Origin of the sequence: Streptomyces sp. NPDC048331 (genome assembly GCF_043201215.1) — a bacterium.
In the GTDB taxonomy this organism is placed as follows: Bacteria; Actinomycetota; Actinomycetes; order Streptomycetales; family Streptomycetaceae; genus Streptomyces.
Window position 1 is genome coordinate 600,155 of record NZ_JBICYT010000001.1, and the last position, 19,279, is coordinate 619,433.

Here is a 19,279-nt window from a genome sequence, read left to right on the forward strand (position 1 = left end):
TGTGAAAGGTCACACCAGGCATGTCGCTGCCGATTCGAGAAAAGACCTGTGCAGCACGACGCCGCCCGGCTAGGCTCTCGGGCCTTTGCCGGGCGGCGCCAACTCACCTTCCCGCTATGGGGTTTTTGACCGATACGACCCTCAGAGGTTCTCCAGCATCTCGGTGACCAGCGCGGCGATCGGGGAGCGCTCGGAACGCGTCAGCGTGATGTGGGCGAAGAGCGGGTGGCCCTTCAACTTCTCCACCACGGCGACGACTCCGTCGTACCGACCGACCCGCAGGTTGTCCCGCTGGGCGACATCGTGGGTCAGAACGACCCGCGAATTGGCGCCAATTCGGGACAGAACGGTCAGCAGGACATTGCGCTCCAGCGACTGCGCCTCGTCCACGATCACGAAGGCGTCGTGCAGCGAGCGACCTCGGATGTGCGTGAGCGGCAGGACCTCCAGCATCCCGCGGTTCAGCACCTCCTCGATGACCTCGCGCCCGGCGACCGCCGAGAGCGTGTCGAAGACCGCCTGCGCCCAGGGGCTCATCTTCTCGGAGGCGTCCCCGGGCAGATAGCCGAGGTCCTGACCGCCCACCGCGTACAGCGGCCGGAAGACCATCACCTTCTGGTGCTGCCTGCGCTCCAGGACCGCTTCCAGTCCCGCGCAGAGCGCCAGCGCCGACTTTCCGGTGCCGGCCCGGCCGCCCATCGAGATGATCCCGATCTCGGGGTCGAGGAGGAGGTCCAGCGCGATGCGCTGCTCGGCGCTGCGACCGTGCAGCCCGAAGGCCTCCCGGTCCCCGCGCACGAGCTTCACGTTGCCGTCCGCCGTGACGCGGCCGAGAGCCTTGCCGCGTTCCGACTGGAGGACCAGTCCGGTGTGCACGGGCAGTTCCGCGGCCTCCGGCACGTAGAGGCGGTCCTCCGAGTAGAGGAGGTCCACCTGTTCCCCGGAGAGGGCGAGATCGCTCATGCCCGTCCAGCCGGCGTCGGTGATCGCCAGTTCCGCGCGGTACTCCTCGGCGAGCAACCCCACGGAGGAGGCCTTGATGCGCAGCGGGAGGTCCTTCGAGACCACCGTGACGTCGTAGCCCTCGGCCTGGAGGTTGCGGGCGACCGCGAGGATCCGCGAGTCGTTGTCCCCCAACCTGAAGCCGGCGGGCAGGACGCTCGTGTCGGAGTGGTTGAGCTCGACGCGCAGGGTGCCGCCCAGATCGCCCAGCGGGATGGGGGCGTCCAGGCGACCGTTGCGAACCCGGAAGTCGTCGAGCAGGCGCAGGGCCTGACGCGCGAAGTAGCCGAGTTCGGGATGGTGCCTCTTAGCCTCCAGCTCGGTGATCACCACGATCGGGAGCACGACCTCGTGCTCGTCGAAGCGCGAGATCGCGTTGGGGTCTGCCAGCAGGACGCTGGTGTCGAGGACGTAGGTCCGCCTGTCTTGCAGGCGGCTCTTTGTGCTGGTCACCACGGAAGGACGTACCCCCTCGGAAGAGGTCGGGCCATGAAGACCGGACCGGTCATCGGCACCCATGCCAGGGCCGATTTCCGGCCCTCCACTCCGTCCGTGCGAACCGCACGTGCGTCCTGGTGCAAAGGGCCTCCCGGGCGGACGACCCCATGCCGTCCGCTGAGACTCGACACCCGTGGATCGGGCATCGACCTGAAAGGGATATTCCCCGAACAAGCCAGGCCATGCCATGGCATATGACGGACGCTCGGTGAATCCCTGGTGAAGGCTTCGAGGGGAGGGGGTGTCGGGACCCGAGGGGCTCAGGTGCCGTAGCGCCGGTGACGGGCCGCGTAGTCGCGCAGGGCCCGCAGGAAGTCGACCTTGCGGAAGGCCGGCCAGAAGACTTCGCAGAAGTAGTACTCGCTGTGCGCGCTCTGCCACAGCATGAATCCGGACAGCCGCTGCTCGCCGCTGGTGCGGATCACGAGGTCCGGGTCCGGCTGGCCGCGCGTGTAGAGGTGCTCGGCGATGTGGTCGATGTCGAGGATCTCGGCGAGCTCCTCGAAGGAGGTGCCCTTGCGCGCGTGCTCCAGCAGCAGCGAGCGGACCGCGTCGGCGATCTCCTGGCGGCCTCCGTAGCCGACGGCGACGTTGACGAGTATCCCGTCGACGTCGTGGGTGGCCTGCTCGGCCTCCTTGAGGACGTTCTGCGTCCGGGCGGGCAGGATGTCGAGGTTGCCGACGTGGTGGACGCGCCAGCGGCCGTCCGCGGCGAGGCCCCGGACGGTGTTCTCGATGATGTTGAGCAGCGGCCGGAGCTCGACCTCCGGCCGGTCCAGGTTGTCCGTGGAGAGCATCCACAGGGTGACGACCTCGACGTCCGTCTCGGTGCACCAGCCCAGCATCTCGGAGATCTTGTCGGCGCCGGCCTGGTGGCCCTGCTCCGTCGTCCCTCCGGACGCCTTCGCCCAGCGGCGGTTCCCGTCCAGGATGACGCCGATGTGCTTGGGCGCCGCGTCATGGTCGAGGCGGCCTTCCACCCGGCGTGCATAAAGCCTGTACACCAGGTCGCGCAGCTTCACGATCTTCCAGCCCCTCCGTGCCTTGCCCCCGTGCGAAATGCGGTCCCACCCCCGAGTCCGCCACATTACTGCGCGCCGGGATGGGGTACCCAACTCGGTCTGTCACAACTCCGTGATAGGGAGGACAACGTGACTGATACCAATCCCTATCGGGCAGAGCCCTCGCGCTACGACTCCATGGAGTACCGGCGCACCGGCCACAGCGGCCTCAAGCTCCCCGCCATCTCCCTCGGCCTCTGGCACAACTTCGGCGACGACCGGTCCCTGGAGTCCCAGCGGGCGATCCTCCGCCGGGCCTTCGACCTCGGCATCACCCACTTCGACCTGGCGAACAACTACGGGCCGCCGCCCGGCTCGGCCGAGCTGAACTTCGGCAAGATCTTTTCGCAGGACTTCGCGGCCTACCGCGACGAGCTGATCCTCTCGACCAAGGCCGGCTACCTGATGCACCCCGGACCGTACGGCGAGTGGGGCAGCCGCAAGTACCTGCTCAGCTCGCTCGACGCCTCGCTGAAGCGGATGGGCGTGGACTACGTCGACATCTTCTACTCGCACCGCTTCGACCCGGAGACCCCGCTGGAGGAGACCATGGGCGCCCTCGCGTCCGCGGTCCAGCAGGGCAAGGCGCTCTACGTGGGTGTCTCCTCGTACACGGCGGAGCAGACGGCCGAGGCCGTGCGGATCCTGCGCGAGATGGGCGTGCGCCCGCTCATCCACCAGCCCTCCTACTCCATGATCAACCGCTGGACGGAGGAGGACGGCCTGCTGGACACCCTGGAGGACGCCGGCATGGGCTGCATCTCCTTCGCGCCGCTCGCGCAGGGCATGCTGACCGGCAAGTACCTGAAGGGCGTCCCGGCGGACTCGCGCGCGGCGCAGGGGAAGTCCCTCGACCCGGACCTGCTCTCGGACGAGGTGCTCCGCCGGCTGACCGGGCTGAACGAGATCGCGGCACGCCGCGGGCAGTCCCTCGCCCAGCTGGCGCTCAAGTGGGTGCTCCGCGACGACCGGATGACCTCGGCCCTGATCGGCGCGTCGAGCGTGCCGCAGTTGGAGGAGAACGTGGCCGCGCTGGCCTCCGCGCCGCTCACCGAGGCCGAGTTGAAGGAGATCGACTCCTTGGCCGTGTCCACCCCCGGCACCAACATCTGGGCCCAACGCGACTGACCTGCACGTTTGTCACGTCGCACGGCCGGGGAGCCGGAAAACGAAAAACGGGCCGGTCCGTGGGGGGGATACGGACCGGCCCGAGGGGGGGGTTCCACCATAACCCTTCGTAAAGCATGCTGCGTGCATTGGCGCAGGATGATTACGCTCCGAAACCGCCCAGCAGCACTCCGGTGAGCGCTCCGGCCGCCATGAAGGGGCCGAACGCGTACCCGTGATTCCGCTCGTCGGGGCTGCGCAGGAGCACGTACAGCCCGTACAGGGCCCCGTAGAACAGGCCGAGGAAGGCCCCCGCGGCCCATACCCCCCACCCGTACCACCCAAGAGCGACCCCCAGCGGGAGCGCCAGCTTGACGTCGCCGAAGCCCATGCCGGCGGGGTTGATCAGATGGAGCAGCAGATACGCCGCTCCGAGCGCGCCGCCGCCCAGCAGTGCGAGCCTCCAGGAGCCGGCGGAGCCGGGCGCGAGGGCGGCCGCCCCGAGCAGCGCGGCGACCGCGGCGGCGAGCGGCAGGGTCAGTACGTCGGGCAGCCGGTGCACGGCGCGGTCCACGAGCGAGAGCAGCACGACCGCCGGGGCGAGCCCCACGTAGGGCAGCGCCTCGGGCCGCGCCCCGACGGCAGCCGCGAGCACGGCGCAGAGCGCCCCGGCGAGGGCGGCGAGGGGGACCGCGCGCCTCCCGTAGACGTGCGGCACGGCGGACTCGGGGGGCGGGCCGCCCGGGCCCCGCACGAGGGCCTGCGCGGGAACCCGGCAGCGGGCCGGTCCGAGCCAGCCGCGCACCCGGTGCCCCTGCGGGCAGCGGTCGCGCCAAGGCTCCCCCGGCTCGACGGAGAACCGGTACGCGGCACGCGGCAGCAGCCATCCCGCGGCGGCGCCGTATCCGGCGGCAAGAACGATCAGGGCGACACCCATGCGGCGACGGTAGCGCCGACGGGTGCGCCGCGCGGGGCTTCCGGCGCTGTCCCTTCAGCGCGGCCCGTCCGGCGCTCGAGGACCGGGGCCGGGCGGAATCCGGGGAACGGTGGAAGGCCGGGTAGGGGACGGCTCCGCGCGGCGGCACCCCTTACGCTGGCCGGCATGGCGAACTGGCAGGACGGCTCCGGCACACTGCACGCCGGCGCGCACCGCATCCCTCTGGAGGTCGCCGCGTCCTACCGGGCCCGCACCCGGGGCCTGCTCGGGCGGGACGGGATCGACGGCGTGATGCTGCTGACCCCCGCGGCGAGCGTGCACACCTTCCGGATGCGGTTCGCGATCGATGTGGCGTACCTCGACCGCGAGTTCGGGGTGCTCGCCGTGGTCACCATGGCTCCGGGCCGGCTCGGACTGCCGCGGCCGCGCTCCCGGCACGTCCTGGAGTCGACGGCCGGCGCCATGGCGGACTGGGGCCTGCGGGCGGGAACCACCGTCAAGGTGGACGTACCCGGGCGTCTCACGCCCCGCTAGGCGAGGCTCCCCACTGGCAGTAGGTTGGGGCGGTTGAGCTGGGGCATCAGGGGAGCGGCATGACGGAGAACGCGCGGATCAAGGCGCTGGAGCAGATCATGCCGGCGACGCACGGCGCCGACGAGGACATCGACTGGCCGGCGGTGGAGGCCGTCTGGGGGACCCGGTTCCCGGCCGATTTCATCGCGTTCATGGGCCGCTTCGGCGCGGGCTCCATCAACGGCGAGGCCAGCATCCTGCTGCCGCTGCCCAAGCCCGGACTCCAGTGGGACCCGGCCGGGATGGCCGAGGAGACCGGCAACGCGCGGCAGACCTGGGAGGCGGAGGGCGGCCGCGCCGCCTTCGACGTGGACCCTGAGTCGATCATCGCCTGGGGTGTCACCGGCGGGTCGGACATCCTGTGCTGGCTCACCTCGGACCCCGACCCGGACCGGTGGCCGGTCCTGGTCTGCGGGCGGCACACCGCCGACTCCTTCGCCGTGTACCCGTACGGCATGGGCGAGTTCCTCTACCGGTTGTGCTCCGACGAGTTCGACGTGAGCCCCGTCAGCATCACCTTCTGGGACGGCGGCCACCTCAGCTTCGTGCACTGGCGCAAGGCCCAGCGGCGCTGGCAGGAGGGCCGCAACCCGGAGACGGGCGAGCCCGACCCGTACGCGGGCGAGTTCGCCGACTAGGCCGTCCCCGCGCCCGCGCCCACATCCGCGCCTGCGCCCGCACCCCGTAGAGCCCGTTCCTCGACCGGAACGGGCTTTTCGGTATGTCTACGCGCGTCCACTATTCGGATCACATATCGGAAAACACCATAGGGAATAGCGCCACTTGGAGCATTGACCACAAGTGGGCCCCCAATGGAATCAACCACCCCTCCCTCGGGAGAGAATTCCGGCCAACAGGCCATCGAGGGACACCTCCGCCTGGAGCAACTCATAAGTAATAACGGGATCCAAAAGAAAATCAGGGGAATACACCCGTGCGACGTAGAATTTCCGGCGCGACCGCCACCACGGCCGCGCTCGGTCTGCTGATACCACTGGCCGGATGTGGCGGCTCCGGAGGCGGCGCAGGTGACGACGTCACGCTGCACCTGGTCGCCGCGGAATACGGCGACAGCCCGGCCACCAGTTCCAAGCCCTACTGGGAGAAGATGGCGACCGATTTCAGCGAGGCGAACCCCGGAATCAAGCTGGACGTCCAGCTTCTGCCATGGGCCGACATCGACCGCGAGGTCTCTCGTATGGTCAAGGCCGACAAGGCGCCGGATGTGGCCCTGATGGGGTCCTACTCGGACTTCGCCGCCCAGGGGAAGCTGTATCCCGCGGACGAACTCCTCTCGGTCACCGCGGAGGCGAATTTCCTCCAGCCGCTCGCCGACGCGGGCTCCGTCGACAACAGTCTCTACGGCCTGCCGTTCGTGGCGAGCAGCCGTCTCCTCTTCTACAACGAGGCACTCTTCGCCAAGGCCGGCATCAAGGAGCCCCCGAAGACCTGGGCCGACCTCAAGGTCGACGCCAAGGCGCTCAAGGACAAGGGCGTCAAGTACCCCTACGCCCTGCCGCTCGGCCCGGAGGAGGCCCACGCCGAGGCGCTGATCTGGGAGCTGAGCAACGGCGGCGGCTATGCCGACAGCGCCGGCAACTACAGCCTGGCCTCGGAGCAGAACATCGCCACCTGGGACTGGGTCAAGCGGGAGATGGTCGGTCCCGGACTCACCGGTCCGACCCCGCCGTCGCAGCTGAACCGCGCCGACGCCTTCGCCGCCTTCCTGCGCGGGGAGGTCGGCATGGTCAACGGCTATCCCTCGCTCGCCCACGAGGCGCGCACCAAGGGCATCGGCGTCTCGACCACGTCCATGCCCGTCTCGGACAACCTCGGCACCGGGGTGCAGCCGCCCACCGTCGGTGTCGCCGACTGGATGATGGCCTTCAAGCAGAACGGCAAGCGCACGGAGATCGGCAAGTTCCTGGAGTTCATCTACCAGGACAAGAACCTGTCGGACTTCGCGGACCGCTACCACCTGCTGCCGTCCACGGTCACCGCCTCGCGCACCCCGGCCGGGGGCGGCCTGGACAAGAACGACACGCAGTTCCTGAACGCGCTGCGCGGCGCCCAGCTCTACCCGGTCGACGACCCGGCCTGGCTGACCGTCAGCGACACCATCAAGCGCAACATCGGCCGCGCGGTGGAACCGACCGGAAGCCCGAAGGGCGTTCTGGAGGACATCGCCCAACAGGCCGCCCAGGCCTCCAAGAAGCACTGAGAATTTTCTCGACACGGGACCTTCGACCCATGCCGCAGACCACCCTGTGCGGCACCATGGCCATTACGGCACTTGATCCAAGGCCTCGGCCCAGTCGCCCGACGAGCACCCACAAGGTGCACGGGGCGGCCGGCCTCCACCCGGACACTCAGCTCTGCGGCCCGTGGTTCGAGGCGAACGCCGTCCGGTACTGCTCGCAGCTGGAGTTCCAGCGCAGCGTGCCCCCGAGCGTTCCGTAGCCGGAGCGCGTGACCGACCACTCCACCGTGTACTCCCCGGTGTCGCACGCGATCCGCTTGCCGCCCGCGACCTTCTCGCGCCCGGTCGGCGGCTTTCCTGCCAGCTCCTTGCGCACTTCCCCGACCTTGACCCGGTCCGCGTCGCGCAGCACGGCGTGCACGACGATCGGGTGCGCGCCCTCCTTGACCGTCAACGCCTTCTTCACCACCGTCGAGTCCGACACCGACCAGGCGAACTCGTACGAGGGCAGCCAGGCCAGCGTCTTGGGGTCGCCGGAGCGACGCTCGTGGTCCGGCGCGGCCGCCGGCCCCGGGCGGGTGACCGTCCGGTACTGGACTCCGGGGTGGAAGCGCAGCTGCCCCTCCACCTTGTGCATCTCGTCCTTGGTCCACATCGACTTCATGGACTTCTCGCCGCCGGCCGGGTCCTGGAGGTACGGCCCGCCTTCCGCGGCGGTGGCGGCCTGGCCCAGGAGGGGCGCGAGGGCGGCGGAGGCGGTGGCGAGGGCGAGAGCGGCGATGCGGGTGCGCTTCATACCCGGTCCAACGGGCCCCGTGGCGCGCCGGAACGACGCCGGGCGCGCTTTCACCCGTACGGGAGCGGCCGGTCCGGCAGCAGTGGAATACGTGATGATCATCTCTCGTTCCCCCGTCCGAAGAGCAGGACAGGCCGATGGGGCGATCGACGGGGGATCCGATGGGCGCGTACGTGAGTGATGGCGTGGGCCGTGGCACGAGCGGCGGGGTGGGCGGCACGGTGGTGGCGGGCTGGGAGCCGGTGCGGGAGGAGTTCGCCGCCTTCGTGGCGGCCGAACCGCACTCCCCCGAGGCCCAGCTCGTGGTGCACCACCGGGGCCGGCGCGTGGTCGACCTGTGGTCGGGCGAGGACACCGACGGCGACACCGTCAGCGGGGTCTTCTCCATCACCAAGGGCGCGGCGCACCTCGTGGTGGCGCTGCTGGTGCAGGACGGCGTACTGGACCTGGACCGCCCGGTGTCCTCGTACTGGCCGGAGTTCACCGGGGACGGCAAGGAGCGGCTGACGCTGCGCGGGCTGCTGGCGCACCGGTCGGGGCTGATCGGCACGGACGGGGGCCTCGACCACGACGAGATCGCGGACGACGAGCTGATCGCGGCCCGGCTCGCCGCGCAGAAGCCGTTCTGGGAGCCGGGCGAGGCCTACGGCTACCACGCCTTCGTGATCGGCGCGCTGACCGGCGAGGTGGTCCGACGGGCGACCGGCAGGTCGATCCAGGAACTGTACGAGGAGCACGTGCGCGCCCCGTACGGACTGGACCTCTACATGGGCCTGCCGGCATCGCAGGAGGGTCGGTGGAAGCCGGTGCTGGAGATGCTGCCGACGCCCGCCCAGCGAGCGGCACAGGAGGCGGCGGGCCCGCTGCCGGAGCTGCTCGCGGTCGCCTTCAACGCGCACCGGGAGCCGCCGATGGACCTGGTCGCCCACGCCAACCACCCGAGGACCCGCGAGCTCGGCCCGGCCTCGGCGGGCGGCACCGGCTCGGCGCGCGGTGTCGCGGGCCTGTACGCGGCGGCGATCGGCGTGCTGGACGGTCGGGCTCCGCTGCTGGAGCCGGCCACGGCCGCCGAGTTCGCGCGGCTGCACACGCCGGGCCGGGACGCCGTGACCGCGGAGTCCGACCACTTCGGGCTGGGCTTCGAGCAGCAGCCCGCAGTGGGCCCCGGGGCCTTCGGGCACTCCGGCGCGGCGGGCGCCCAGGGCTTCGCCGACCCGGCCACGGGGATCGCGTACGGCTACACGCGCCGCCGTTTCGGCTTCCCCGGCGGGCGGGCCCCGGAGAACGACCGGCTGACGGCGGCGGTGCTCGGCGTGGCGCGGGGGCCGGAGTCCGCTCAGGCCTGACCGGTCTCGAAGCGGCTGATCCGGCCGCCGCCGGGGGCGATGACGAAGCGCCAGGTGGTGCGCATCTCGCCCCAGGTGTCGTTGCGGTAGTTCACGAGAAGGGTGCGGCCGCCGTCGGACTCGGACTGGACGTCCATGTGGCCGCCGGAGTCGAAGATCTCCCGGTCGATCCAGTCGTGCAGGTCGCGGTCCGAGCCGTCGTCGGACATGGTCGCGTCGGCGGTCAGGACCGCGAGGAAGGCGTCCTTGTCGTGCGCGTTGACGGCGGCGACGAGGGCGCCGACCACCGGGTCGGACAGTCTGGCGGGGGCGATGGCCACAGGAGCCTCCTGGTCGGGCGTACGTTCGTCCGTGCCCGACCAGGGAACAACGCGGGCGGGTCCGCGTCGTCGACCGTCACCCGTTCGCCCGGCGGACGGCGTGTCAGGAGAAGGTGTCAGCGCGCCTCGGCGGCGGTCCCGGCGTCGGGGGCGTCGGGGGTGGTGCGGACGGGGAAGCCGGTGGGCCGGCCCTGCTCCTTCAGCCAGGTGAGCACCTGGTCGAGGGCGTCGACGGTCTGGGCACGGTTGCCACCGCCGTCGTGGAAGAGCACGGTCGGGCCGTTGCCGATCTCGCGCTTGACGGCGTTCACGATGGCGGCCGTGCCCGGCTTGTCGAAGTCCTTGGTGTCGACGTTCCAGCCGAGCGGCCGCATGCCGTGCGCGGCGGCGATGCGCCGACTGTCGGGGGTGAACGCGCCGCCGGGGGCCCGGTAGTACTCGACCTTCGCGCCGCCGCCCGCGGCTTCCTCGATCAGCTTCTTCGCCTCCAGGATCTGTGCCTGCTGGTAGGCGACGGGCTTCTTGTCCATGGCCGTGTCGTGGTTCATGGTGTGGTCGCAGAGCCGGTGTCCGGCCGCGACCACCTTCTTCACCAGGTCGGGGTGGGCCTTGGCCTGCGGTCCGACCATGCAGAAGGTCGCCTTGACGTCGTGCCGCCGAAGGACGTCCAGCACCCTCGGGGTCCAGCGGGGGTCGGGGCCGTCGTCGATGGTGATGTTGACGGCGTTACCGCCGCTCTCGGACGCGTGGGCTATGCCCTCGGGTATCCCTTGAGGCTGTTGCCCGGGCCGACCGTCGTCGCCATGACCGGAGTGGTCGGTGGCGCCCGGCCGGGCCACGTTGTACTGGGAGGCGGTTCCGCCCGGCCCGACCAGGGATGCCACGCCCCACGCGGTCGCTGCCACGGCGGCGGCCGAGGCCACGACGACGGCACCGGCCCGGACGCCCTTCTTGTTCGCGCGCGCCAACAAACCCATGAACTGTCCTCCCCATCCGCTGTGCGAGCGTTCTCTGGATCAGGACGTTCATCGCAGGCGAGGAGTTCCAGCCAAATAGCCCATAAATTCGCTGTTATGGGACTCTTGGGACCGAAGGGACTTTAGTCCTTCATCGAGTTGCATACCTGCCCACACGAACACACGCGAAACGGGCAGGCCTTCGAACGTCACGCGATCCGGATCCCGAATCGGCGCATGCGCACGGAAGTTCACCGGGTGCCGCTCGCCCGGAATGGCCCTCACGGACTCCGTGGACGCGACGACGGCCGCGACGGACGACGGATCCGAGTGGCCGGTGGACAGCCGACCGCGCCGCGCCTCGGCCGGAAACTGGTGACGGAGGTCCCGGCGTCCCGCCCGGGCCGCCGCGCGTTCGTGGACGCATCCCCCACCCGCGGCCGGTCCGACGACCGGGCGCGGGACGAGGGCCGGGTGCGTGAGGACCGGGGCCGCGTCTTCGGCCCGCGGCACCGGGAGTACGACGGCGAGCGCATCGACGGCTTCGACCACGACATCGGCGCGGCGGACCAGGCGGCCTCGCGTACCGCACTCACGGCGTGGGGCCTGCGCCCTGACGCCTTCCTGCACCCCTGGGAGACCGACGATCCGGAGTAGGACCGCCCTCCGGGCAGCCGGTACGACCGTGGCGCCCGGACACGCCGGAAGGCGGCACCACCGGTCGTCCCGGTGGTGCCGCCTTCCTGGTGATGCCGGCGCTGGTGCGGCGCCGATGCCGGTGCGGAACCGACGCGGCGCGTGCCCGTCAGTGCGCGAGGGACTCCTGCGCCGCCGGCGCCGCCTTGTCACCGTCCGCGGAACCGGCCGGGGCGGCCGGACCCGCACCGCGGAGCGGGACCTCCTTGACGAACCAGGCCGCCGCGAAGCCCAGTACGGCGATGGCCGCGCCGAGCAGGAACGCCGAGTGCGTACCGGCGGCCACCGCGTGCTGGTAGGCGTCGCGTACCGCTTCGGGCAGCTTGGCCAGGCTCGCGGCGTCCAGCTGGGCACCGCCTGAGGCTTGGGCGGCCTCCGGGCCCAGGCGCTCGGTCATGGTGTCCGTGACCCGGGCGCTGAAGAGGGAGCCCATCAGGGCCACACCGAAGGAGCCGCCGAGCGTGCGGAAGAGGGTCGCCGAGGAGGAGGCGACGCCCATGTCCTTCATCTCGACGCTGTTCTGCGCGACCAGCATGGTGATCTGCATCAGGAAGCCGAGGCCGGCGCCGAGGACGGCCATGTAGAGGCCGGACACGAGGCGGGTGGTGTCGGTGTCCATGGTCGCGAGCAGGAACATCCCGACGACCATGAGCGCGCCACCGGCGATCGGGAACATCTTGTACTTGCCGCTGCTGGTGGTGACCCGGCCCGCGATCAGCGAGACGACCATCATCGAGAGCAGCATGGGCAGGAGCAGCAGACCCGAGTTGGTGGCGGAGGCGCCCTGCACCGACTGCTGGAACAGCGGGAGGTAGAGCACGCCGCCGAACATCGCGAAGCCGACGAGGAACCCGATCACCGACATCAGGGTGAAGTTGCGGCTGCGGAAGATGTGCAGCGGCATGACCGGCTCGGCGGCCTTGGTCTCCGCGTAGAGGAACGCGGCGGTCGACAGGACGCCGACGGCGATGAGGCCGAGGATCTCGACGGAGCCCCACGTGTACTCGTTGCCGCCCCAGGTCGTCACGAGGACGGTGGAGGTGATGGCGATGGTCAGCAGCGCGGCGCCGAGGTAGTCGATCTTGCCCCGCGCCCGCTTCTTGGGCAGGTGCAGCACGGCGGTGACCATGGCCAGCGCGACCGCGCCGAGCGGCAGGTTGATGTAGAAGGACCAGCGCCAGCCCCAGTGGTCGGTGATGGTGCCGCCGACCAGCGGGCCGCCGATCATGGCGAGGGCCATCACGCCGGCCATCATGCCCTGGTACTTGCCGCGCTCACGGGGCGGGATCAGGTCGCCGATGATCGCCATGACGCCGACCATCAGACCGCCGGCACCGAGGCCCTGGATCGCACGGAAGCCGATCAGCTGGCCCATGCTCTGAGCCATGCCGCTGAGCACGGAGCCGATCAGGAAGATGACGATCGAGGTGAGGAAGGAGCCCTTCCGCCCGTACATGTCGCCGAGCTTGCCCCAGATGGGGGTGGAGGCCGCGGTGGCCAGCGTGTAGGCGGTGACCACCCACGAGAGGTGCTCCAGACCGTGGAGCTCGCCGACGATCGTCGGCATCGCGGTGCCGATGATCATGTTGTCGAGCATCGCCAGCAGCATCGCGATCATGAGTGCCATGAGGACGACCCGTACGCTGCGCGGCTTCACCTCCTCCGAGGTCCCCGCAGGCTTGACTGTGTCCACCATGTCCACTCCCCTGGCCCTACCGGCCCTGCTTCTCGCACTACGTCCCGCACCGGCACTTACTTGCCGCCCGGCTAGTTCACTACACTGGGGACGGTAGACCCGCAACTAGCCGGGCGTCAAGTAAGTAATTGGGGAGAGCCATGTCCAGCAGCAGTCCGCAGCGCCGCCGTGGCGACACGCGTCAGCGCATCCAGGACGTCGCACTGGAGCTCTTCGCCGAACAGGGGTACGAGAAGACGTCGCTGCGCGAGATCGCGGAGCGGCTGGAGGTCACGAAGGCGGCGCTGTACTACCACTTCAAGACCAAGGAAGACATCATCATCAGCATCTTCGAGGACCTGACCCGGCCCATCGACGAGCTGATCACGTGGGCGGAGAGCCAGCCGCGCACCCTGGAGACCAAGCGCGAGGTGCTGCGCCGCTACAGCGAGGCGATGGCGGGCGGCGCCGTGCTGTACCGCTTCATGCAGGAGAACCAGGCGACGACGCGCGAGCTCCCCATCGGACAGACGGTGAAGAAGCGGCTCTTCACCCTGGTGGAACTGCTCCGCACGGAGGACGGCCCGCTGGAGGACCAGGTGCGCTGCGTCAGCGCGCTGTTCACGCTGCACGCCGGGATGATGTTCCTCCAGCACGTGGAGGGCGACCCGGAGGAGACCCGCCTGGCCGCCCTGAAGGTCGCCACGGACCTCATCACCCAGGCCCACGACGAGGACTCCTGACCCTCCGCCGGGCGGCAGGTGGAGGGCGGAGGGCGCGGGGTCGGGGGCGAGGTCGGGGGGCCGGGCGCGGGGCCGGGCGCGGGGCCGGGGGGCTCAGGCGAGTCGGCGATCCTCGGCGGCGATCGGGACGTCGTTGACGCTCGCCTCGCGCCGGCGCATCAGGCCGTCCTCCGCGAACTCCCACTGCTCGTTGCCGTGGCTGCGCCACCACTGCCCGGCCGCGTCGTGCCACTCGTACTCGAAGCGGACGGAGATGCGGTTGCCGGTGAACGCCCACAGCTCCTTGCGGAGCCGGTAGTCCAGCTCGCGCTCCCACTTGTCGGCGAGGAACGCGCGGATCTCGGCGCGGCCGGTGAGGAAGCGGTCGCGGTTCCGCCAGACCGAGTCCCCGGTGTACGCGAGGGCGACCCGCTCGGGATCACGGCTGTTCCACGCGTCCTCGGCGGCCTGGACCTTGAGGCGCGCGGACTCCTCGGTGAAGGGCGGCAGGGGCGGTCGTACGGCGGGGGCGTCGGTCATGACGGTCACCTCTCAGCGGGGAGAACGAGCGTTCTCGCACTCCCCGGACGATAGAGAACGCACGTTCTCCACGCAAGGTCGATCTGGACTACGCTGCCCGCATGGACGACGAAGAGGCCCGCGCCCGACTCCTGGACGCGGCGGAGGAGCTGTTCTACCGACACGGCATCCAGGCCGTCGGCATGGACCGGATCCGCACCGCCTCCGGTGTCCCCCTCAAGCGCCTGTACCGACTCTTCCCGGCGAAGGAGTCCCTGGTCGCCGCCTACCTGGAACGCCGCGACCGCCGCTGGCTGGACTCCCTGCGCACCACCGCCGCGGCCCCGGCGGAGCCGCGGGCGCGCGTGCTCGCGGTCTTCGACTGGCTGGCGGCTTGGTTCACCGAGCCCGACTTCCGGGGCTGCGCGTTCCTCAACGCGTACGGGGAGCTGGGCGCGGCCGCCCCGGAGATCGTCCGCGTCCACAAGGCGGAACTCCACGCCCTGCTGGCCGACCTGACCGCCGACCTGACCGCCGACCCCGCCCTCGCCGACCGGCTCCTGATCCTGACCGAGGGGGCGACGACGGTGGCCGCACTCGCCCCCGGCCCGGAACCGGCCCACCGAGCCCGCGAGATCGCGGAGCTCCTCCTGGACAAGTGATGCAGGTCACATCCATCCGGCGCGCCAGGCTGTCACATCCGGACCGTGATTTCTGTCAGAGCTGTGTAACCGTCGGCACGGCAAGGAGATCACCATGGAAGCGCGCCTCAACCTCTTCGGCAACGCGGTCGCGACCAAGTTCGGCCGGTACATCAACTCCGCGGGCAAGGCCATCTCGGACTCGACCCTCCCGCACGCCACGCAGGAACTGGTGAAGCTCCGGGCCAGCCAGATCAACGGCTGCGGCTTCTGCACCGACATGCACTTCAAGGACGCCTCGCACGCCGGGGAGGACGCGGTACGGCTCAACCTGGTCGCCGCCTGGCGCGAGGCCAAGGTGTTCACCGAAGCCGAGCGGGCGGCCCTGGAGCTGACCGAGCAGGGCACGCGCATCGCCGACGCGGCCGGCGGCGTCACGGACGAGGCGTGGGCCGAAGCGGCCAAGCACTACGACGAGGACCAACTGGCGGCACTGGTCTCCCTTATCGCCCTGATCAACGCCTACAACCGCTTGAACGTGATCGTCCAGCAGCCGGCGGGCGACTACCAGCCGGGCCAGTTCGGCTGAGCGGGGGCACGGATCCGGCCCCGACAGGGGAGGGGCCGGATCCCTCGCACCCCGGAAGACTCCCGATCATGGAGGGAGTCCACACACCCCGGGGGAACCGATGCCCGCTCGCACGCTCGTCCGCCTGACCTTCGCGAACCCGGCTTCGCTGATCTACCTGGGCCTCGTCGCCGCCGCGGTGGCCTTCGCGACGGCCGTCACGCTGTTCGCCCCGGACCCCGGCCTCGTATGGGTCCTGCCCGCCTTGTGAGCGTTCCCGCTGTTCCTGCTCGTGGGACTGGCGCACGGCGCGGCCCTCGGGAACGGCGAGCCCGCGACGTGGCTGTTCATCACGGAGCTCGTCCTGTGCGTACTGACCCAGTCGCTCGCCCTGGGCACGATCGTGGAAGCCTCCCGGGGCCGCCTCCGCCGCGGCACTCGCGGCACTCCGACCGGCTGGTCGAGCCCGGCGGACAAGCACGGGCGACCCGGCCGAGGCACACGGCCCTCAGGCCCCGCCGGCTGAGTGCACCACGGCCGCCATGCACCGCATCGCCGTGCAGCGGGCGCCGAGGTACCCGAGGTACCGCTTCCCTGGCGCCTGCGCGACGGCTGGCCGGCTGATCCGGGGCGTCAAGCGAGCAAGGCCCGCCACCTGCCTGCCGGCCCCCGAGGACACGACTCCGACCGCCCGCCGCAGTCCTCGCCGGTGCGGCGATACGCGGCAGGGGGTGGGCGGAGCGGTCAGCCACCCGAGCTGCGGGGGAAGGTGATCTCGACACGGCGGTTCTTCTTGCGGCCTTCTTCGGTGCTGTTGTCGGCGATGGGGTAGTCCTCGCTGTAGCCGCGCACATCGAAGACGACACCGGGATTGGTGACGGTCTTGGCCAGCTCGGCCTGCACGGCATCGGCGCGCTGCTTGGACAGCTCCTTGCCGTGCTCGTAGCTGCCCTGGTCGTCGGTGAAACCGAAGACGCGGATGCGGGTGGCCTTCTGCGTGTTGATCTCGTTGGCGATGGCCTGGATCCGGGCGGCGGCCTGCGCGTTGAAGACGGCACTGTTCTCGGGGAACAACACCTCCGACTGCAGCGCCATCATGACGGTCTGATTGGTCTCCTGCCGCCGCTGCTCCCCACCGAGGTCTTCGACGACCTCGGCGATGTCCAGCACCTTGATCGGAGCGAGGGTTCCACCCTGGGGAATCTTGAGTCCGGGCGCGTCGGAGTCGATCTGCACGGGTGCGGCGGCGGAGGGTTCGGTGCCGGGGGGTACGGACGGCTTGACGTCGTCGGCGTGGGCTGCCGCCACACCGACTGCTTGAACGCCGGCGATGACGAGCCCGACGACAGCCGTAGCGGCAAGGACGCGGTGGCGTTTGGTCATGAGGTCACCCGGAGAGTTTGACGGTCGTCGTGGCGAAGGTGGGGAGGCTGAGGTCCACCTCGGCGGTGGTGGCCGGCGGAGCGGGGAACTGCGCGAAGAACGGCATGGTCTGGCCGGCTTCGATGATGTTTAGCCCGGTCGTACACAGGCACCGGCCATCGGTGTCTCGGAGCACGTAGTACCTCTTCTTGCCGACCTTGTCGACAAGGGTCACACCGGCTACGGATACGCCACTGGCGTTCAGCTCGTTTCCGCGCCACGGCGCGGTGTTCACGTACGCGGCGCTGCCGGTGTTCTTCAACTGGCCTTCGACGGTGAGGAACCCTCCGGCGTCCCGGACGGCCTTGTTGATCGTCAGTACCATGTTCGCCTCACCGTTCACCGTAGCGAGGACTTGCGGCGCCGGGGCGCCCGTGGTCTTCGTCGCTCCGGACGAAGACGTCTCGCCGCCGCCCTGCGGCTTCGCCGACGACGACGCAGCGGGCTTGTCGGACTTCCCTTCGCCCCCACACCCGGTCAGGGCAAGGGCCAGGACCGCCACCATCCCCACAGCCGCCTTCCCGTGGGCCGCGCGCCGCCGAACACTCATGTACTTGGCTTCCTTGTCTCTCGGTCGTCAGTCGATCAGGCGTATGTCGAACAGGGCCGCAGCCAGCGAACGCCAAGGGCGCGGTCGGGCGGGGTTGTAGTCCACGACGACCCCTTTGTCGCAGGAGAACTTGATCGGGCCGGGTGCCGTAGGCGTCGAGCCGTCACCGCTTCCCGACTCCCCGGGTCGGACGTGGCAACGAGGAACGATCTCCGCTGTCGCGTCCGCTGCTCCGTGCTTCCCACTCGTCCCGGGAACGACGGAGTCCCCGACCGTTCCGTTCGTCGTCGACCGGACGCTGAACCGGGTCCCCGACGCGTCGCACTCCACCGTCGCGTCATTCAGTGCAGCAAAGTCGTGCGCTGCCCCACAAGCGGCGCTGGACAAGTCGAATCGATTGCCCAGCAGGACCTGCTCCCACTCCTCCGGGGAGAGGGCCGTCAGGTCGATACCGGGCACCAGGGTGTCTCTGGCCTCGCGGGCGGCGGCGAGCGCGGCCGCGTCCGCAGCTCCTTGCGCGTTGCTACGGACGATCCCCGCCTTGCCGATGGTGAAGTACGCCAGAGCGGCAAAGAGAAGACCCGCAATGACTACGACGTAGATGGGGAATGCCTGACCGCGGTCGCCGCCGAACCGACGCCATGTCATTTTCCTGCTGTGATACTCGCGACGGCCGCAGTGATCTTGGTGGTGATGGCCTGACCGATGCCCGTACCGATGATCGCGCCGATGATCACCACGACCACCAGGATGATGCCCAGGTACTCGAAGGCGGTCTGGCCGCGGTCGAGGTTCGCGTGGCGCTTGCGGAGCCTCGTCACGGCCGTGTCCGTCCAGCCGCTCACCCTGATCCGTGCCTCCACGGCGGCCTTCAGCAGCGTGTTCTGTGACATGGGGGTTCCCTCCCGGGCCGGTACCGGTGTCGATCTGCGGACGGTACGGCGAGTCACCGGTCGTCACCAAGGGTCCCGGGGCCCAATTACGGACCCACTGCGCACTCTGTCTACCCATGACCGGTCACTCCTGGACGGGCGGTTCCCAGCCAGCGGGCTATCGCCTCGCTTCGGGTGGCGCTCCGGAGCTTCGCGAAGATGCGGTTGATGTGGTTCTTGACCGTCTTCTCGCTGATGAAGCAGGCGGCCGCGATCTGCTGATTGCTCATCCCGGACGCGATCAGATCCATGATCTCCACCTCCCGGGAACTCAGCCCGAAGACAACAGAGTTGTGCATCCGCTCCGAAGACTGTGCCACAGATCGTTGCGGATGCGAAGAGGTCCGGAGTTCCGTGAGGAGAGCGCTCGCCGCCGTCGGGGTGAAGTGGGGGCGGCCCAGCGGGGCGTCTCGTACCGCCCTCAGCAGGTCGTCCGTCGTGAACTCGCCGTGCACGAGGTAGCCGCCGGCGCCCAACAGCAGTGCCTCGCAGATGATTTCGGCTTCCCTGCTGTACGTCAGCATCAGTACGGGAGCCAGCTGCACCAGGTGCGGCAGCGCCGAGATACCGTCCACCCCCGGCATCCGGACGTCCAGCAGGATCACGTCCGGCGCGTGCCGGCGGGTCAGGCTCAGTGCCTCGCGGCCGTCCGCCGCCTGGGCGACGACGTCGAGGTCCTCGGCCGTGCGCAGCAGCGCCGCCAGACCTGCCCTGATGACCGGGTTGCCGTCGGCGATGAGCACGCTCAGCCGGGCCAC

23 protein-coding genes are annotated in these 19,279 nt (G+C 70.0%); 10 read left to right on the top strand and 13 right to left on the bottom strand.

The genetic code is table 11. The features are described from left to right. Positions 1-141: 141 nt before the first annotated feature. Entirely contained in the window at positions 142-1,458 is a 1,317-nt protein-coding gene (locus ACGFYY_RS02800; RefSeq protein WP_365274859.1) for a PhoH family protein, read from the bottom strand. A gap of 302 nt (positions 1,459-1,760) precedes the next feature. Further along, entirely contained in the window at positions 1,761-2,522 is a 762-nt protein-coding gene (locus ACGFYY_RS02805) for an isoprenyl transferase (protein WP_030011184.1), read from the bottom strand. A gap of 129 nt (positions 2,523-2,651) precedes the next feature. On the opposite strand from ACGFYY_RS02805, the gene mgrA reads away from it, so the two are divergent. Then, positions 2,652-3,689 carry an L-glyceraldehyde 3-phosphate reductase gene (gene mgrA / locus ACGFYY_RS02810; RefSeq protein WP_393706698.1) on the top strand — a complete coding sequence of 346 codons (1,038 nt, stop codon included), beginning with the start codon at positions 2,652-2,654 and terminating at the stop codon, positions 3,687-3,689. 142 nt (positions 3,690-3,831) lie between these two features. Here the strand turns inward: mgrA and ACGFYY_RS02815 are convergent, their stop codons facing one another. Continuing rightward, a complete protein-coding gene (locus tag ACGFYY_RS02815) occupies positions 3,832-4,605 on the bottom strand; it encodes a prepilin peptidase (RefSeq protein WP_393706699.1) in 774 nt (257 codons plus the stop codon). 165 nt (positions 4,606-4,770) lie between these two features. On the opposite strand from ACGFYY_RS02815, the gene ACGFYY_RS02820 reads away from it, so the two are divergent. From ACGFYY_RS02820 to ACGFYY_RS02830, 3 genes are all read left to right on the top strand, one after another. After that, on the top strand, positions 4,771-5,139 hold the full coding sequence (locus ACGFYY_RS02820; protein ID WP_393706700.1) for a DUF192 domain-containing protein: 369 nt from the start codon (positions 4,771-4,773) through the stop codon (positions 5,137-5,139). A gap of 59 nt (positions 5,140-5,198) precedes the next feature. After that, positions 5,199-5,816: an SMI1/KNR4 family protein gene (locus ACGFYY_RS02825; RefSeq protein WP_365273437.1), complete on the top strand. Its 618-nt coding sequence runs from the start codon at positions 5,199-5,201 to the stop codon at positions 5,814-5,816. 296 nt (positions 5,817-6,112) lie between these two features. Continuing rightward, positions 6,113-7,399, top strand: coding sequence for an extracellular solute-binding protein (locus tag ACGFYY_RS02830; RefSeq protein WP_393706701.1), 1,287 nt, complete (start codon positions 6,113-6,115; stop codon positions 7,397-7,399). Positions 7,400-7,547: 148 nt separating this feature from the next. Here the strand turns inward: ACGFYY_RS02830 and ACGFYY_RS02835 are convergent, their stop codons facing one another. Next, complete coding sequence (locus ACGFYY_RS02835; RefSeq protein WP_393706702.1) at positions 7,548-8,174, bottom strand: hypothetical protein; 627 nt, start codon at positions 8,172-8,174, stop codon at positions 7,548-7,550. A gap of 161 nt (positions 8,175-8,335) precedes the next feature. On the opposite strand from ACGFYY_RS02835, the gene ACGFYY_RS02840 reads away from it, so the two are divergent. Next, positions 8,336-9,520 carry a serine hydrolase domain-containing protein gene (locus ACGFYY_RS02840; protein WP_393706839.1) on the top strand — a complete coding sequence of 395 codons (1,185 nt, stop codon included), beginning with the start codon at positions 8,336-8,338 and terminating at the stop codon, positions 9,518-9,520. Here the strand turns inward: ACGFYY_RS02840 and ACGFYY_RS02845 are convergent. Both ACGFYY_RS02845 and ACGFYY_RS02850 read right to left on the bottom strand, forming a co-directional pair. Continuing rightward, entirely contained in the window at positions 9,511-9,840 is a 330-nt protein-coding gene (locus ACGFYY_RS02845) for a hypothetical protein (RefSeq protein WP_030011500.1), read from the bottom strand. The genes ACGFYY_RS02840 and ACGFYY_RS02845 overlap by 10 nt on opposite strands. A gap of 116 nt (positions 9,841-9,956) precedes the next feature. Next, positions 9,957-10,817, bottom strand: a complete 861-nt coding sequence (locus ACGFYY_RS02850; RefSeq protein WP_393706703.1) for a polysaccharide deacetylase family protein — start codon at positions 10,815-10,817, stop codon at positions 9,957-9,959. Positions 10,818-11,126: 309 nt separating this feature from the next. On the opposite strand from ACGFYY_RS02850, the gene ACGFYY_RS02855 reads away from it, so the two are divergent. Beyond that, positions 11,127-11,453, top strand: a complete 327-nt coding sequence (locus tag ACGFYY_RS02855) for a hypothetical protein (RefSeq protein ID WP_393706704.1) — start codon at positions 11,127-11,129, stop codon at positions 11,451-11,453. Between the two features lie 148 nt (positions 11,454-11,601). Here ACGFYY_RS02855 and ACGFYY_RS02860 read toward each other — a convergent pair whose 3' ends face one another. Beyond that, entirely contained in the window at positions 11,602-13,188 is a 1,587-nt protein-coding gene (locus ACGFYY_RS02860; protein ID WP_393706705.1) for an MDR family MFS transporter, read from the bottom strand. Positions 13,189-13,328: 140 nt separating this feature from the next. On the opposite strand from ACGFYY_RS02860, the gene ACGFYY_RS02865 reads away from it, so the two are divergent. Further along, the gene (locus ACGFYY_RS02865; RefSeq protein WP_393706706.1) at positions 13,329-13,910 is read left to right on the top strand and encodes a TetR/AcrR family transcriptional regulator; all 582 of its coding nucleotides are present in this window, start codon (positions 13,329-13,331) and stop codon (positions 13,908-13,910) included. Between the two features lie 93 nt (positions 13,911-14,003). Here the strand turns inward: ACGFYY_RS02865 and ACGFYY_RS02870 are convergent, their stop codons facing one another. Further along, a complete protein-coding gene (locus ACGFYY_RS02870; protein WP_393706707.1) occupies positions 14,004-14,429 on the bottom strand; it encodes a nuclear transport factor 2 family protein in 426 nt (141 codons plus the stop codon). A gap of 101 nt (positions 14,430-14,530) precedes the next feature. Between ACGFYY_RS02870 and ACGFYY_RS02875 the strand changes: the two genes are divergently transcribed. The 3 genes from ACGFYY_RS02875 to ACGFYY_RS02885 all read left to right on the top strand — a co-directional run bounded on the left by ACGFYY_RS02875 (position 14,531) and on the right by ACGFYY_RS02885 (position 15,888). Then, on the top strand, positions 14,531-15,070 hold the full coding sequence (locus ACGFYY_RS02875) for a TetR/AcrR family transcriptional regulator (protein WP_393706708.1): 540 nt from the start codon (positions 14,531-14,533) through the stop codon (positions 15,068-15,070). 94 nt (positions 15,071-15,164) lie between these two features. Continuing rightward, positions 15,165-15,638, top strand: a complete 474-nt coding sequence (locus ACGFYY_RS02880; RefSeq protein ID WP_365273410.1) for a carboxymuconolactone decarboxylase family protein — start codon at positions 15,165-15,167, stop codon at positions 15,636-15,638. A gap of 100 nt (positions 15,639-15,738) precedes the next feature. Next, positions 15,739-15,888, top strand: a complete 150-nt coding sequence (locus ACGFYY_RS02885) for an SCO4225 family membrane protein (protein ID WP_393706709.1) — start codon at positions 15,739-15,741, stop codon at positions 15,886-15,888. A gap of 473 nt (positions 15,889-16,361) precedes the next feature. Here ACGFYY_RS02885 and ACGFYY_RS02890 read toward each other — a convergent pair whose 3' ends face one another. The 5 genes from ACGFYY_RS02890 to ACGFYY_RS02910 form a co-directional block, all read right to left on the bottom strand. After that, positions 16,362-17,000 (bottom strand): OmpA family protein, encoded by a 639-nt coding sequence (locus ACGFYY_RS02890; RefSeq protein WP_365273404.1) that lies wholly within the window; start codon positions 16,998-17,000, stop codon positions 16,362-16,364. 4 nt (positions 17,001-17,004) lie between these two features. Beyond that, on the bottom strand, positions 17,005-17,589 hold the full coding sequence (locus tag ACGFYY_RS02895) for a hypothetical protein (protein WP_393706710.1): 585 nt from the start codon (positions 17,587-17,589) through the stop codon (positions 17,005-17,007). A gap of 27 nt (positions 17,590-17,616) precedes the next feature. Continuing rightward, complete coding sequence (locus ACGFYY_RS02900) at positions 17,617-18,237, bottom strand: pilus assembly protein TadG-related protein (RefSeq protein WP_393706711.1); 621 nt, start codon at positions 18,235-18,237, stop codon at positions 17,617-17,619. Continuing rightward, positions 18,234-18,482, bottom strand: coding sequence for a hypothetical protein (locus ACGFYY_RS02905; RefSeq protein WP_365273396.1), 249 nt, complete (start codon positions 18,480-18,482; stop codon positions 18,234-18,236). Before ACGFYY_RS02905 ends, ACGFYY_RS02900 begins: the two co-directional genes overlap by 4 nt. Before the next feature lie 110 nt (positions 18,483-18,592). Continuing rightward, positions 18,593-19,279, bottom strand: a complete 687-nt coding sequence (locus tag ACGFYY_RS02910) for a response regulator (RefSeq protein WP_393706712.1) — start codon at positions 19,277-19,279, stop codon at positions 18,593-18,595.

Coding starts and splice junctions, on each gene's coding strand:
- ACGFYY_RS02885 (WP_393706709.1), top strand. CDS start 15,739: ATGCCCGCTCGCACGCTCGTCCGCCTGACCTTCGCGAACCCGGCTTCG.
- ACGFYY_RS02900 (WP_393706711.1), bottom strand. CDS start 18,237: ATGACATGGCGTCGGTTCGGCGGCGACCGCGGTCAGGCATTCCCCATC.
- ACGFYY_RS02815 (WP_393706699.1), bottom strand. CDS start 4,605: ATGGGTGTCGCCCTGATCGTTCTTGCCGCCGGATACGGCGCCGCCGCG.
- ACGFYY_RS02825 (WP_365273437.1), top strand. CDS start 5,199: ATGACGGAGAACGCGCGGATCAAGGCGCTGGAGCAGATCATGCCGGCG.
- ACGFYY_RS02890 (WP_365273404.1), bottom strand. CDS start 17,000: ATGACCAAACGCCACCGCGTCCTTGCCGCTACGGCTGTCGTCGGGCTC.
- ACGFYY_RS02850 (WP_393706703.1), bottom strand. CDS start 10,817: ATGGGTTTGTTGGCGCGCGCGAACAAGAAGGGCGTCCGGGCCGGTGCC.
- ACGFYY_RS02875 (WP_393706708.1), top strand. CDS start 14,531: ATGGACGACGAAGAGGCCCGCGCCCGACTCCTGGACGCGGCGGAGGAG.
- ACGFYY_RS02905 (WP_365273396.1), bottom strand. CDS start 18,482: ATGTCACAGAACACGCTGCTGAAGGCCGCCGTGGAGGCACGGATCAGG.
- ACGFYY_RS02880 (WP_365273410.1), top strand. CDS start 15,165: ATGGAAGCGCGCCTCAACCTCTTCGGCAACGCGGTCGCGACCAAGTTC.
- ACGFYY_RS02870 (WP_393706707.1), bottom strand. CDS start 14,429: ATGACCGACGCCCCCGCCGTACGACCGCCCCTGCCGCCCTTCACCGAG.
- ACGFYY_RS02820 (WP_393706700.1), top strand. CDS start 4,771: ATGGCGAACTGGCAGGACGGCTCCGGCACACTGCACGCCGGCGCGCAC.
- ACGFYY_RS02840 (WP_393706839.1), top strand. CDS start 8,336: ATGGGCGCGTACGTGAGTGATGGCGTGGGCCGTGGCACGAGCGGCGGG.
- ACGFYY_RS02865 (WP_393706706.1), top strand. CDS start 13,329: ATGTCCAGCAGCAGTCCGCAGCGCCGCCGTGGCGACACGCGTCAGCGC.
- ACGFYY_RS02860 (WP_393706705.1), bottom strand. CDS start 13,188: ATGGTGGACACAGTCAAGCCTGCGGGGACCTCGGAGGAGGTGAAGCCG.
- ACGFYY_RS02895 (WP_393706710.1), bottom strand. CDS start 17,589: ATGAGTGTTCGGCGGCGCGCGGCCCACGGGAAGGCGGCTGTGGGGATG.
- ACGFYY_RS02835 (WP_393706702.1), bottom strand. CDS start 8,174: ATGAAGCGCACCCGCATCGCCGCTCTCGCCCTCGCCACCGCCTCCGCC.